The organism is Flavobacterium sp. UBA7680, assembly GCF_002482975.1.
In the GTDB taxonomy this organism is placed as follows: domain Bacteria; phylum Bacteroidota; class Bacteroidia; order Flavobacteriales; family Flavobacteriaceae; genus Flavobacterium.
Genome location: NZ_DLHA01000050.1, coordinates 141,178 through 154,648 on the forward strand (window position 1 = coordinate 141,178; position 13,471 = coordinate 154,648).

At 33.6% G+C, this 13,471-nt stretch carries 13 protein-coding genes; 4 read left to right on the forward strand and 9 right to left on the reverse strand.

Annotation, left to right across the window (positions count from 1 at the left end):
* Position 1: 1 nt before the first annotated feature.
* A complete protein-coding gene (locus B3C18_RS20775; RefSeq protein ID WP_291151233.1) occupies positions 2–1,297 on the forward strand; it encodes an HlyD family secretion protein in 1,296 nt (431 codons plus the stop codon).
* 41 nt (positions 1,298–1,338) lie between these two features.
* A complete protein-coding gene (locus B3C18_RS20780) occupies positions 1,339–2,970 on the forward strand; it encodes a S41 family peptidase (protein WP_291151236.1) in 1,632 nt (543 codons plus the stop codon).
* Between the two features lie 45 nt (positions 2,971–3,015).
* On the opposite strand, the gene B3C18_RS20785 is transcribed toward B3C18_RS20780, so the two are convergent.
* From B3C18_RS20785 to B3C18_RS20800, 4 genes are all read right to left on the reverse strand, one after another.
* Complete coding sequence (locus B3C18_RS20785) at positions 3,016–3,723, reverse strand: tRNA1(Val) (adenine(37)-N6)-methyltransferase (RefSeq protein WP_291151238.1); 708 nt, start codon at positions 3,721–3,723, stop codon at positions 3,016–3,018.
* Positions 3,724–3,861: 138 nt separating this feature from the next.
* A complete protein-coding gene (locus tag B3C18_RS20790) occupies positions 3,862–4,215 on the reverse strand; it encodes a four helix bundle protein (RefSeq protein ID WP_291151241.1) in 354 nt (117 codons plus the stop codon).
* Positions 4,216–4,400: 185 nt separating this feature from the next.
* Positions 4,401–4,925 carry a ribosome maturation factor RimM gene (rimM, locus tag B3C18_RS20795; protein ID WP_291151244.1) on the reverse strand — a complete coding sequence of 175 codons (525 nt, stop codon included), beginning with the start codon at positions 4,923–4,925 and terminating at the stop codon, positions 4,401–4,403.
* A gap of 15 nt (positions 4,926–4,940) precedes the next feature.
* Positions 4,941–5,513: a 30S ribosomal protein S16 gene (locus B3C18_RS20800; RefSeq protein WP_291151246.1), complete on the reverse strand. Its 573-nt coding sequence runs from the start codon at positions 5,511–5,513 to the stop codon at positions 4,941–4,943.
* Between the two features lie 189 nt (positions 5,514–5,702).
* Here B3C18_RS20800 and B3C18_RS20805 point away from each other — a divergent pair, with 189 nt between their 5' ends.
* Together B3C18_RS20805 and B3C18_RS20810 are read left to right on the forward strand one after the other, a co-directional pair.
* On the forward strand, positions 5,703–6,197 hold the full coding sequence (locus B3C18_RS20805) for a DUF6252 family protein (protein ID WP_291151248.1): 495 nt from the start codon (positions 5,703–5,705) through the stop codon (positions 6,195–6,197).
* A 125-nt stretch (positions 6,198–6,322) separates the two neighbouring features.
* A complete protein-coding gene (locus tag B3C18_RS20810) occupies positions 6,323–6,682 on the forward strand; it encodes an RNA recognition motif domain-containing protein (RefSeq protein ID WP_053471494.1) in 360 nt (119 codons plus the stop codon).
* Between the two features lie 141 nt (positions 6,683–6,823).
* On the opposite strand, the gene leuB is transcribed toward B3C18_RS20810, so the two are convergent.
* The 5 genes from leuB to B3C18_RS20835 form a co-directional block, all read right to left on the reverse strand.
* On the reverse strand, positions 6,824–7,885 hold the full coding sequence (gene leuB / locus B3C18_RS20815; protein WP_291151252.1) for a 3-isopropylmalate dehydrogenase: 1,062 nt from the start codon (positions 7,883–7,885) through the stop codon (positions 6,824–6,826).
* A 172-nt stretch (positions 7,886–8,057) separates the two neighbouring features.
* Entirely contained in the window at positions 8,058–9,578 is a 1,521-nt protein-coding gene (locus B3C18_RS20820; RefSeq protein WP_291151254.1) for an alpha-isopropylmalate synthase regulatory domain-containing protein, read from the reverse strand.
* Between the two features lie 254 nt (positions 9,579–9,832).
* Positions 9,833–10,429 (reverse strand): 3-isopropylmalate dehydratase small subunit, encoded by a 597-nt coding sequence (gene leuD / locus B3C18_RS20825; RefSeq protein WP_291151257.1) that lies wholly within the window; start codon positions 10,427–10,429, stop codon positions 9,833–9,835.
* Positions 10,430–10,595: 166 nt separating this feature from the next.
* Complete coding sequence (gene leuC / locus B3C18_RS20830) at positions 10,596–11,990, reverse strand: 3-isopropylmalate dehydratase large subunit (protein WP_291151260.1); 1,395 nt, start codon at positions 11,988–11,990, stop codon at positions 10,596–10,598.
* Positions 11,991–12,508: 518 nt separating this feature from the next.
* On the reverse strand, positions 12,509–13,426 hold the full coding sequence (locus tag B3C18_RS20835; protein WP_291151264.1) for a helix-turn-helix domain-containing protein: 918 nt from the start codon (positions 13,424–13,426) through the stop codon (positions 12,509–12,511).
* Positions 13,427–13,471 lie beyond the last annotated feature (45 nt).

The following is a 13,471-nucleotide window of genomic DNA, read 5'->3' on the forward strand; positions in this document are numbered from 1 at the left end:
CATGGAAGAAGATAACAGCACATTCGAATTAAGAAGCGAGGAAGTTCAGGACATTCTCACCAAAGTACCGCACTGGATGATCCGCTGGGGAACGGTTCTAATTTTCGTAATCATACTGATGCTCTTTTTTGTTTCCTGGTTTATAAAATATCCTGATGTTGTTAATACCGAAATTGTGATTACAACTAATATTCCGCCGGAGAAAATTGTTGCCAAATCATCTGGCCGCATTGAGGCTATTTTAGTTAAAAACAAATCGATTGTATCTAAAAACAGCACACTTGCCATTATAGAAAATACGGCAAATTACAACGATGTTTTTCTGCTGAAAAGTATCGTTGATAATTATAATATAAATGATGCGAAAACAGAGTTTCCATTTTCAAAATTAAAAAACACACAGCTGGGAGAAATTGAAAGCGCCTATGCTGTTTTTCAAAAAGATTATCAGGCACAGGAATTAAATCATGATCTGCAGCCTTTTGCAATTGAAAACAGGGCACAGGTTTCTGAAAAAATCCAAATAAAGGAAAGATTAGAAATTCTGCAGCAGCAAAAAGTAATCAATGAAAGCGAGCTCCAGCTTCAAAAAAATGAAGTGGCCCGTTTTGAAATATTATTCAATAAAGGCATTATTTCAGCTCAGGAAATGGAAGTTAAAAAACTAAGTTTCCTGCAGGCGCAAAAGAGTTACAGAAGCTTATTATCATCGATTTCTCAATTGAGATCTTCCCTTATAGATAACACAAAATCGAGTCAGAGCTCGCAGGCAAACAGCACTAAAGAAGAAGTTAATCTGGGAAGAAACATGGCGCAGTCGTTTTATCAGCTAAAAAAAGTGATAAAAGACTGGGAGCTGGCTTATGCCTTAAAATCGTCGATTAGTGGAAAAGTTACCTTTTTACAGGTTTGGACAGAAAACCAAACCATAAATTTGGGTGATAATGTTTTCTCAATTATTCCCGATGCTAAAAATGGTTTTATAGGAAAAGTAAAAGCTCCGGCTTTAAACTCAGGAAAGATAAAAACAGGGCAGAGAGTCAATATTCGACTGGCTAATTTTCCGGACAGGGAATTTGGAGTTTTAAAAGGAAAGATTCAGAATATTTCTCTGGTTCCGGATAAGGATGGAAATTTATTGATAGATGTTGCTTTACCAGAAGGACTAAAAACTTCTTATAACAAACAAATTCTGTTTCAGCAGGAAATGAAAGGAAGTGCAGAAATCGTAACGGAAGATTTGCGCTTAATAGAAAGAATCTTATATCAGTTTAAAAGTATTTTTGAACAAGTTTAAAAACAACCACAAACTATCAACTAACCAAAACCAATTTTTAAATGAAAAAAACTATAATCATTGTAGTTATTTTATTATTTCAAAATTCCTTTTCAAAACCCATAACCGAAACGCAGAAACTTGCTGCAACCTGCAAAGTTTGGGGATTTCTAAAATATTATCATCCTAATGTCGCAAATGGAAATTTTGATTGGGATGAGCAGCTTTTTAAAATATTACCAAAAGTAGAAGAAGCAAAAACGGATATAGAATTCTCAAATACTATTGAAAAATGGATTAATTCGTTAGGGAAAGTTAAAGCTTATAAAGCTGAAATTCTAAATGAAGAGATTGATTATTTTGACAAGAATTTTGACCTTTCATGGACACAGAATTCAGAATTATTTTCTAAAAGTCTTTCGCAAAAGCTTAAATTTATTGAGGAAAATAAAATTCAGGGAAAACAATATTATGTTGAACAGGGAATTGAATTCAGAAATGAAGTTGAATATGCAGAATTTAATGATAAAGATAAAAACTTTCGACTTTTGCTTTTATTTCGTTTCTGGAATTATGTTGAGTACTTTTTTCCGTACAAATATCAAATGGATCAAAATTGGGATTTGACTTTAATTGAATTTTTACCAAGAACGATTAATCCTGTTTCTGAAACTGATTATTATTTATCATTAAAAGAATTTAGTGCTAAATTAAATGATACGCATGCTTTATTTGGGGCAAATAAATTATTTGATATTTTTGGGCGCCACGGGATTTCTTTTGATGTTAAAATTATTGATGATAAAGCAATAGTTACCGGATTCAAAAACGAATCTTTATGCAAAATAAACGATATTAGAATAGGGGATGTTATTACTAAAATAGAGGGTAAATCAATTGGGGATCTTATAAAAGAGAATCAAAAATATATTGAAGGGTCCAATTATACTGCAATTTTAAATAATGAATACCCAATTTTTTATAGTCGTACAGATGTTAGTGAAATTGAATTTGTAAGAAATGATAAAACGTCAAAAAAGACAATAAATAAATATGAGTATAAAGATTTAAATATTAATTACGAGAACAAAAGTGAGAAATATAAATTCTTAGAGAATAATATTGGTTATGCTAATTTGGCTGTCTTAACTCCAGATGATGTTCCAGTTATGATGGAACAGTTTAAAAATGCTAAAGCTATTATTTTTGATATTCGAAATTACCCTCAGGGAACTAATTTTGCAATTGCAGAATATTTAAATCCAGAACCGAAAAATTTTGTAAAATCTATTGATGCTGATTTAAGTTCGCCGGGACGCTATATTTGGAGAAAAGAAGATACGCCCTGCGGAAAAATTAATCCTGATTATTATAAAGGAAATGTTATTCTTTTGGTGAATGAAAAATCAATAAGCCATTCTGAATTTACAGCAATGGCACTAAAAGTTGCTCCAAAAGCTACTGTAATTGGAAGTCAAACTGCAGGTTCAGACGGAGCAAATTACAGATTCGAAATTATAAAAGGTATCTGGACTTCGTTTACAACTTACGGCGTTTTTTATTCTGACAAGAAAGAAACACAAAGAATAGGAATCGTTCCAGATATTGAAGTGAAACCAACTATATTAGGAATTCAGCAAGGGAGAGACGAAATTTTAGAAAGAGCCATTCTTTTTGCTAAAAATGGTAAATGAGATTTGTAAATCTTTGTCAAAGTTTCAAGTTTTGACAAAGATGCTTTACATCTTTAAATAAAAATCCTTCGTCAACTCAATATATTCAGGAGTATAAACATGCCTGTCAATTTCGATTGTTAATTCATCGATTTCGATTTCAGCAGTTTCATTTCGGCTAAAAGCCAATAAACTTCTTTTAATTGATGAGGTAGGAGTTCCTTTTACTCGGCTAATTTTTGATGGATATAATTCAGCTTCTTTTGCTAAAGCGATAAACTTTTCTTCTTCTTTGTAAGGAAGAATTATGGCTAAAATTCCGTTTTCAGATAAAAGTAAATCAGCTGCTTCAATAATTTCTTCAAAAGGCATTGCATCCTGAAAACGCGCTAAATCGCGTTGTTCGTTCTCTGTTTTATAATCTTCAGCATAAAAAGGAGGATTTGAAACAATCAAATCGTATTCGTCTTCCGGTTCTTCAATAAATTCATCTAATCCGGCATGAAAACAAAATAAACGATCGCCCCAAGGTGAACTTTCAAAATTTTCTACAGCTTGTTCATGTGCCTCTTCATCAATTTCAAGCGCATCTATTTGTTCAGCATGAGTTCGCTGTGCAAGCATTAAAGCAATAATGCCAGTTCCTGCGCCAATATCTAAAACACTAAAAGGATTATGATGAATGGGAGCCCAAGCACCAAGTAAAACGCCATCAGTGCCAACTTTCATTGCAGTTTTGTCTTGTTTAATAGAAAATTGTTTGAACTGAAACATAAAAAAAGAAATTCCAATATTTTAAATTCCAAATTCCAATTTTAAAAAGGGAAATTCCAAGAAAGAAATTCCAAATTCCAAATGCAATACGGATTAAATTATGTAGTTAGAAGCGCAAAAATAAGATTAAATTGTCATTTATTGCTTTGTAGTTTTAGTAATTATTGCAGATAAAATTTTTCTTAATTCTTCTATTTCGAATAATAGTAAATCAGAAGCTGATCTTTGATCTGGATTTAATTCGTGAAGTAATCTTAACCAATATTTAGATTCTTTAGCTTCCTTTCTAGATATTTTGAGTCTAAAAACTAAATCTTTTTCCCCAAGTTTTTCGTTTGCTTCAATATAGTTAGCTCCAACTGAACCAGATGATCTAATTAATTGTTTGCCATCTTCAATATTTGATATTGTTTTCGATAAGCTTCTAATGTAATTTCTACATTCTTTTGCAAACAAAAATGTTCGTTCTTCTAAATCGTATGGTTTGTTCATTGTATAAATCCCAAAATTTTAAAATTCCAAATTCCAATTGTTGGGGCTTAAAAATAGTGAAAACAACTTAAATATAAGTTTTTTCTTCCAAATTTATTTTATTGGAATTTCTCTCCAGTTTTGGGATTTGGAATTTAACCTTTTCAGGTTTGGAATTTGGGATTTAAAAATTGGAATTTCTAAACTTAAAGATACATCTCAACCAATCCTTCAGGAAGGTTCATGATTACTTTTTTGTTTTCCCGGTCAATTTTTACCAAGAAATGGTCGATCATTGGAACTAAGATTTCTACTTCACCATTCAAAACTTCAAAAAGAGGTTGTGCCGAAGAATCATTAATCGAAGTAATTTTCCCGAAAACACCTAAACGCTGGTCTTCGATTTCAAAACCAATAACTTCGTGGAAATAAAATTTGTTGCCGGTAAGTTTTGGCAGCATGGTTAAAGGAAGATAAACGCCATTTCCAACAAGTGCATCGGCTTCTTCTTCTGTACTTACATCTTCAAAACGAACTCTTAGAAAGTCGTTTTTGTGTAAAGAACTTGTTTCAATAAAAAAAGGAACCAAGTGTTTGTTGTGATCAACAAACACTGATTCCAGATTTTCGTATAACTCAGGTTCGTCTGTGTCTAAATAGATCAGAACTTCACCTTTGAAACTAAATTTTTTAGCGATTTTACCTAAATAAAAACATTCTTCTTTACGCATTCTCGCTAAGTAAAATTATGCTTCAGTTGTTTCGTTATTCTCTTCAGCAGCAGGAGCTTCTTCAGTAGCAGCTTCTGCTTCTACTTCAGCAACTTCTTCTTCAACTGCAGGAGTTGCAGCAGCGATAGCATCAGCTTCAGCCTGAGCTGCAGCAGCTAAACGTTTAGCATTAACTTCTTGTTCTGCTTTAAAAGCTTTAGCTTTAGCATCAGCTTGCGCTTTTGATAAACCGTCTTTTTTAGCATCAACTTTTCCAGATTTTGCCTCTAACCAAGCAGCTAATTTAGCATCAGCTTGTTCTTGAGTTAAAGCTCCTTTACGGATACCTCCATCTAGGTGGTGTTTCAATAAAGCACCTTTGTAAGAAAGAATTGCTCTAGCAGTATCAGTTGGTTGTGCACCATTGTGTAACCATTTAACTGCACTGTCAAGGTTTAACTCAACAGTTGCTGGGTTTGTGTTTGGATTGTAAGTACCGATTTTCTCTAAGTATTTACCATCTCTTTTTGAGCGTGCATCTGCAGCTACAACCCAGTAAAAAGGTTTTCCTTTTTTACCGTGTCTTTGTAATCTAATTTTTACTGACATAATCGTATGATTAAATTTTGAGGTACTCGACCTCTGTTAATTAAGGGCGCAAAGATATAATTTTTTTATCAATTATCCGTTTCAAAAGGTATTAAATGTATTTAAGACAGATTTTTAGCTTTTTTTGACTTTTAAATTTCAATATTTACCTCATAATGCGATACTTTTGCATTAAATTCATTTTAATATATGAAAAAATATTTTTACTTCTTATCTTTTTTACTACTGCTTACATCTTGTACAGAAGATGTAAAATTTAATAATCCTGCTTTTCAAACCCTGAAAAATAATGTTTTCTGGAGAGCTCAAACGTATAAAGCTTATTTTGGTACAAACGGAACTGTATTTATTGAGGGATCTTTAGGATACGAAAAAGTTATTTTGCAAACTGCTTCTTCTGCAGAACAAACTTTTCTTTTAGGAGTTAATGAAACTTCAAAAGCATCTTACGAAAATACGCTGCCTGCCGAATTATCTTCATTTTCTACAGGAACAAATATTGGTAACGGACAAATTATTATAACAGAATACGATACGAATAATAATACTATTTCGGGAACATTTAAATTTACGGCAATGAATGAAGATGAAAGCGATACCGAAAATCCAAAAATTAACTTTACAGAAGGAGTTTTCTATAAAGTTCCAATTCAAGTAAGTGATATTGTTCATCATCAGATGTAACTTTTGCAAATACGGCGTTTTATGAGCTGATTTTCAAAATCAAAATAAAAACATAAATAAACTAATATATAGTAGATTACGGAAAAATAAGACTACATTTGCTACATTATTATAAATAAGTACATATGAACATTTTTGTTGGAAGCCTTCCATTCAGTATTGAGGAAGCAGATTTAAGAGAGTCTTTCGAGGCTTACGGAGCAGTAGATTCAGTTAAAATTATCACTGATAAATTTACTGGAAGAAGCAAAGGTTTTGGTTTTGTTGAGATGCCAAACGATGCTGAAGCTCAAAAAGCAATTGATGAATTGAACGGAGCTACTGTTCAAGGTCGTTCAATTGTAGTTAATAAATCTGAACCGAAACCTGAAGGTGAAAGAAGAAGCTTCAACAATAACAGCCGTGGTGGAGATTCACGCGGAGGTTATGGTGGAGGAAACAGCCGTGGTGGAAATGACCGTGGTGGTAACAGAGGAGGATATTAATATTTTTTTCTAAATATATAAAAGGGATCAACGAAAGTTGATCCCTTTTTTTATGCGGTATTTTTTCTGTAGAGGCGCACAGCAGTGCGTCTAACATACCGAGGAGACGCACTGCTGTGCGCCTCTACGATTATATGTTTATTATAAATTCGCTACAAGCCAATCTCCAACTTCGCTTGTTTTGTATGCTTTTGACCCTTTTGAAGCTAAATCTTCGGTAACAACTCCTTGCTCTAAAGATTTGTTTACAACAGCTCTGATAGCTTCAGCTTCGTCTTTTAAACCAAAAGCATCTTCGAACATCATGGCTGCAGATAAAATAGTCGCTAATGGATTAGCAATGTTTAACCCGGTTGCCTGAGGATAAGATCCGTGGATTGGTTCGTATAATGAAGTATGTTCTCCAACAGAAGCAGAAGGCATTAATCCCATTGAACCTGAAATTACAGAAGCCTCGTCAGTTAAGATATCTCCAAATAAATTTTCTGTGATTAATACATCATAAGAATTTGGCCATTGAACCAAACGCATTGCAACAGCATCAACAAATTCGTAAGAAACCGTAACTTCAGGATAATCTTTTTCCATTGCCTGAACGGTTTCTCTCCATAAACGTGAAGTTTCCAAAACGTTGGCTTTATCAACACAACATAATTTTTTAGAACGTGTCATTGCTAATTCGAAACCTTTTTTAGCTAAACGCTGCACTTCTTCACGTGTGTAAACGCAATTGTCAAAAGCAGTTTCTCCACCATCTTTTCTTCCTTTTTCTCCAAAGTAAATTCCACCCGTTAATTCTCTTAAGAAAACTAAATCAGTTCCTTCGATTCTTTCTCTTTTTAAAGGAGAATTATCAATTAAAGAAGGAAAAGTAAATGTTGGACGAACGTTAGCAAACAATCCTAATTTTTTACGCATTAACAATAAACCTTGCTCAGGACGAACAGGTGCACTTGGATCATTATCATATTTTGGGTGGCCGATAGCTCCAAATAAAACCGCATCGGCTTTCATACAAACTTCGTGCGTTTCGTCTGGATAAGGAACTCCAACTGCGTCGATTGCGCAAGCTCCAGTCAAAGCAGGAGTCCAAGTGATTTCGTGATTGAATTTTTTTGCAATAGCATCAGATACTTTTACAGCTTCATTTATTACCTCAGGACCAATTCCGTCTCCTGCTAAAAGGGCTATGTTAAATTTCATTTTTTAAGTATTTATTATTTTAAGGTTCTAAGGTTCTGAGTTGCTAAGATTCTAAGTTTTTTCTGCTTATCGTATTAGTAACTAGGTGTTGATTTTTTAAGATTCTGAGTTTTTAAGGTTCTAAGCTCAAAGAAAAAATCTCAGCAACTTAGAATCTTAGCAACTTAGTACCTTAAGCTATTACATTCAACATTTTTTGCGTTGCAATAATCGCTGCAACAGTTTGATCTGAATCTAATCCGCGAGTTTTAAATTCTTTTCCGTTGTTTACCCAGGTAATAATCGTTTCGCACAAGGCATCAGAACTACTTCCTGGTGGGATTCTTACGGCATAATCAATTAATTTTGGAAGCGTTAATTTTTTGCTTTTATAAATCTTTGATAAAGCATTCATAAAGGCATCAAACTGACCGTCGCCCTGAGCATTTTCTTCGATAATTTCTTCGCCAAATTTTAAACACAAAGTCGTTGACGGACGCATTCCTTTTGAGTGTACTAATATATAGGACTCGATTTTTATTTTTTCTTCGTAAGTATGACTGTCCAAAACATCTGAAATAATGTATGGAAGATCTTCCTTAGTAACGGTTTCTTTTTTATCGCCTAGTTCAATGATTCTTTGGGTAACCAATTTCAAATCTTCCTGATTTAATTTTAAACCTAATTCCTGAAGATTTTTCTCGATATTGGCTTTTCCAGAAGTTTTTCCTAAAGCGTATTTTCTTTTTCTTCCAAAGCGTTCTGGAAGCAAATCATTAAAATATAAGTTGTTTTTGTTGTCTCCGTCGGCATGGATTCCGGCAGTTTGTGTAAAAACATTATCGCCTACAATAGGTTTGTTGGCAGGAATTCTGTATCCTGTAAACGTTTCAACTAATTTGCTTACCGTATATAAAGAAGTTTCTTTGATGTTGATGCTTACTTCTGGCAGATAATCATTGATTACCGCAACCGTACTTTCAAGCGGAGCGTTTCCGGCACGTTCTCCCATTCCGTTTACCGTTACGTGAAGTCCGTTAATGCCGGCTCTTACAGCTTCCATAACATTGGCAACACTTAAATCGTAATCGTTATGAGCGTGAAAATCAAAATGAATATTTGGATATTTTGCTCTGATTTTAGAAATAAATTCAAAAGCCAAAGATGGAATTAAAACTCCTAAAGTATCCGGAAGTAAAATTCTTTTTACGGGTTGTGTAGATAAGAAATCCAGAAATTGAAACACATATTCAGGCGAATTTCGCATTCCGTTGCTCCAGTCTTCTAAATAAACATTCGTCTCAATATTATTTTCTTTTGCTAAAGCGATGATTTGAGCGATTTCAGAAAAATGCTGCTCTGGTGTTTTTTTTAACTGATGTGTTAAGTGGTTCATTGAACCTTTGGTCAATAAATTCTGTACTTTGGCACCGGCTTTTTTCATCCAATCAATCGAAACTCCGCCGTCAACAAACGAAAGAACTTCAATTCGGTTAATATAGCCGCGTTCTTCAGCCCATGAAGTAATGCCTTTTACAGCTTGAAATTCTCCTTCGCTAACGCGTGCCGAAGCAATTTCGATTCTATCAATATTTAATTCTTCCAGCAATAATTGCGCAATGGTTAGTTTTTCTGCAGCAGAAAATGAAACTCCTGAGGTTTGTTCACCATCACGAAGCGTCGTATCCATTATTTCAATTTTTCTTTTTTCCATATTGATATTGTAATTTCTAACGTTGGATTTTTATTGATATCCATGTTTAATTTTGACGCTGATTTTACGGATTCGCTTTGCGAAGACGCTGATAAAAACGGATTCTTAATTAAGTAAAATAAAAATCCGCGTTAACCTGTGTTTTTGCGATAGCAAATCTGTTTTATCCGTGTTCTATGTTTTCTCATTTAATTTAGAAAGACCCGACTGGTTTTTGAAACCTGTCGGGTCTAATATCCTGAATGAGATTTCTATTAGTAAGGAAGTTTATCGGCGAAAGCCACAATATCTTCTTTAATGTTTTGTAAATAATCAATGTCGTCAAAGCCATTAATCATGTTGTTCTTTTTGTATCCGTTAATAGCAAAAGATTCTTGCTGACCAGTTGACAATAAAGTAATCGTTTGGTTTGGCAAGTTGATTTCTAGTTCTGTATTAGGATCAGCTTGGATTGCTTTGAAAATAGTTTCAGCAAATTCTGGGCTAATTTGTACTGGCAAAACACCAATATTTAAACAGTTTCCTTTAAAGATATCTGCAAAGAAACTAGAAACTACAGCTCTAAAACCGTAATCGTAAACTGCCCACGCAGCGTGCTCTCTAGAAGATCCAGAACCGAAGTTTTTTCCTCCAACAAGAATTTTTCCAGAATAAGTAGAATCGTTTAAAACGAAATCAGCTTTTGGAGTATCATCGCCGTTATATCTCCAGTCTCTAAAAAGGTTATCTCCAAAACCTTCACGTTTTGTAGCTTTTAAGAAACGAGCCGGAATAATTTGATCTGTATCAACGTTCTCAATTGGCAGTGGCACTGCACTGCTGGTAAGTATAGTAAATTTATCGTATGCCATTTTTTGGAATTTTAGGATTTTAGATTTTAGATTTTAGATTTCTTTTGAAAACTTAAAAATTAGAACCTAAAAATGTTTTGTATTAAATAATGTTGATCAATTTTATTTGAAGAAATTTAGATGAAGATTTCACAAAGCGAGAAACCTAAAATCTAAACTCTGCAATCTAAAATAATTCACGCGGATCAGTTAGTTTTCCTGTAACAGCAGCGGCAGCAGCCATAATCGGACTTGCTAAAAGCGTTCTCGAACCAGGACCCTGACGGCCTTCAAAGTTTCTGTTTGAAGTACTTACCGCATATTTTCCGGCAGGAACTTTATCGTCGTTCATTGCTAAACAAGCAGAACAACCCGGCTGACGTAATACGAAACCAGCTTCAGTAAGAATATCTAAGATACCTTCTTCTTTAATCTGTGCTTCAACAACGTGAGAACCCGGAACTAACCAAGCCGTAACATTATCTGCTTTTTTTCTTCCTTTTACAATTTCTGCGAAAGCTCTAAAATCTTCAATACGTCCGTTTGTACAACTTCCCAAGAAAACATAATCAATTTGTTTTCCAATCATTACATCATCTTCATGGAAGCCCATGTAAGCCAAAGATTTTTTGTAAGTTTCCTCACCACCTTCAACTTCTTTTGCACTTGGGATATGTTTTGTAATACCAATTCCCATTCCTGGGTTAGTACCATAAGTAATCATTGGTTCAATGTCTGAAGCTTTGATGTTTAATTCAGCATCAAAAACAGCATCAGCATCCGTTTTTAAAGTTTTCCAGTATTCAACAGCTTTTGTCCAAGCTTCACCTTTTGGAGCGTATAATCTTCCTTCAAGGAAATCGAAAGTAGTTTGGTCAGGAGCGATCATTCCGCCACGAGCACCCATTTCGATACTTAAATTACAAACCGTCATACGACCTTCCATAGTCATGTTTTCAAAAACATCACCAGCATATTCAACAAAATAACCTGTTCCTCCAGAAGTAGTTAACTGAGCAATAATATAAAGTGCAACGTCTTTTGGACCAACACCTTTGCTCAATTTACCATTTACGTTAATACGCATTTTCTTTGGTTTAGGCTGCATAATACATTGAGTAGACAAAACCATCTCAACCTCAGAAGTTCCGATACCAAAAGCAATTGCTCCAAAAGCACCGTGAGTAGACGTATGCGAATCACCACATACAATAGTAGCACCTGGCAAAGTAATTCCGTTTTCAGGACCAACTACGTGTACAATTCCATTTTTTTGATGACCTAATCCCCAGTGTGAAATTCCGTATTCAGCAGCATTATCTTCAAGAGCCTGAAGCTGATTTGCTGATAAAGGATCCTGAACTGGTAAATGTTGGTTTATAGTTGGGGTATTGTGATCTGCAGTTGCAAAAGTACGTTGTGGGTATAAAACGTTAACGCCTCTTGATTTTAATCCTAAAAAAGCAACAGGACTCGTAACTTCGTGAATGAAATGGCGGTCAATAAAAAACACATCTGGTCCATCTTCAATTTTACGCACTACATGTGAATCCCATACTTTGTCAAATAATGTCTTACTCATTTTTTATTTTTTTTAATTGTAATTTCTATAACCACAGCAATTTCCTGTTCATTATAATAGCAAAACAAAAGTAAAAAAAGATACAAAAGCGTCAATTTCGATATTTCATTATATACGATACCCAAACTAAAATACAAATTGCTAAACCGCTTTTGCGGCTTCAATTTTGGCAGAAAAATGATTTATAAAATGACTTTGTTTTTCTTTTTCGACTTTAATTTTCTTTGATTGTTTTTTGTTTTAATAGTTTGCAAATTTATTTCAAAATCACTATAAAATATAAGAATTTAATTGAAAAAATCTAACAAAATGAATAAAAATAGTAATAATTGTTAGTTTTGATTTCTTTGCAAAAAGAATGCTTTTTAGGTTTTTGAAGGCTTTTAAAAGAGTTTTTATGACGTTATTTAGATTCAATAAACCATCTAAATACTACGACATCCAAGAAGTGTATTTTTATGAAATTTTATGCTTTTTTAAGACAAAAAGGGCTTTTTTGAAGAGAATAATTTTAAAGACTAATTCAGGGAATTTTTAAACTCTAATGGAGTAAGATTGGTTTTCTTTTTAAACAGTTTACTAAACGACTGAGGATATTCAAAACCCAATTGATAAGCAATTTCCGCCACCGAAAGATTGGTAGTCATTAGGAAATCTTTTGATTTTTCTATTAATTTCGAATGAATGTGCTGCTGTGCATTTTGTCCAGTTAAATTGCGAAGCATATCGCTTAAATAATGACTGGAAACATTTACTTGTGAAGCAAGAAAATCGACTGAAGGTAAACCTCTTTGTAAGGTTTCGGCACTATTGAAATAATCATTTAAAGTATTTTCTACTTTAAGTAATAAATCATTGCTGACCGTTTTTCGGGTAATAAATTGGCGTTTGTAAAAACGATTACTGTAATTCAGCAAAACATCAATATAGGAAATAATAACATCCTGGCTCATTTCGTCAATAGCCGTATGAAGTTCATTATCAATATTATTTAATAAGCCTAGAATCGTTGTTTTTTCACTGTCAGAAAGATGCAGCGCTTCATTAGTATCATAGGAGAAAAAGCCATACTTTTTAATGTTTTTCCCTAAAGGATAATTTCTAATAAAATCCGGATGAAAAAATAACGTATAGCCATGATATTCCGTTCCTTCTTCATTATCTGTAAAAATCAATTGATTAGGAGAAGTGAACATCAAACCGCCTTCGTTAAAATCATAATAACCCTGACCGTAACCCATTTTACCATTCGTCGAATATTTATAAGATATTTTATAAAAATCGAGTAAAAAATAGTTATTCGTTTCCGCTTTGACAGCCAGTATTTTATTATCAACCAAACTGATCATGGGATGCAGTGGTTTTGGCAGATCAAACAAAGTATGAAACTGCGAAACAGAGGAAATTTTGGTTGGAGTATTGTTTTTCTTTTCCATGATATAAAGGTATAAAAAATGAAAATTAATACCGCACAGATTATC

Coding starts and splice junctions, on each gene's coding strand:
- B3C18_RS20775 (WP_291151233.1), top strand. CDS start 2: ATGGAAGAAGATAACAGCACATTCGAATTAAGAAGCGAGGAAGTTCAG.
- B3C18_RS20780 (WP_291151236.1), top strand. CDS start 1,339: ATGAAAAAAACTATAATCATTGTAGTTATTTTATTATTTCAAAATTCC.
- B3C18_RS20785 (WP_291151238.1), bottom strand. CDS start 3,723: ATGTTTCAGTTCAAACAATTTTCTATTAAACAAGACAAAACTGCAATG.
- B3C18_RS20790 (WP_291151241.1), bottom strand. CDS start 4,215: ATGAACAAACCATACGATTTAGAAGAACGAACATTTTTGTTTGCAAAA.
- rimM (WP_291151244.1), bottom strand. CDS start 4,925: ATGCGTAAAGAAGAATGTTTTTATTTAGGTAAAATCGCTAAAAAATTT.
- B3C18_RS20800 (WP_291151246.1), bottom strand. CDS start 5,513: ATGTCAGTAAAAATTAGATTACAAAGACACGGTAAAAAAGGAAAACCT.
- B3C18_RS20805 (WP_291151248.1), top strand. CDS start 5,703: ATGAAAAAATATTTTTACTTCTTATCTTTTTTACTACTGCTTACATCT.
- B3C18_RS20810 (WP_053471494.1), top strand. CDS start 6,323: ATGAACATTTTTGTTGGAAGCCTTCCATTCAGTATTGAGGAAGCAGAT.
- leuB (WP_291151252.1), bottom strand. CDS start 7,885: ATGAAATTTAACATAGCCCTTTTAGCAGGAGACGGAATTGGTCCTGAG.
- B3C18_RS20820 (WP_291151254.1), bottom strand. CDS start 9,578: ATGGAAAAAAGAAAAATTGAAATAATGGATACGACGCTTCGTGATGGT.
- leuD (WP_291151257.1), bottom strand. CDS start 10,429: ATGGCATACGATAAATTTACTATACTTACCAGCAGTGCAGTGCCACTG.
- leuC (WP_291151260.1), bottom strand. CDS start 11,990: ATGAGTAAGACATTATTTGACAAAGTATGGGATTCACATGTAGTGCGT.
- B3C18_RS20835 (WP_291151264.1), bottom strand. CDS start 13,426: ATGGAAAAGAAAAACAATACTCCAACCAAAATTTCCTCTGTTTCGCAG.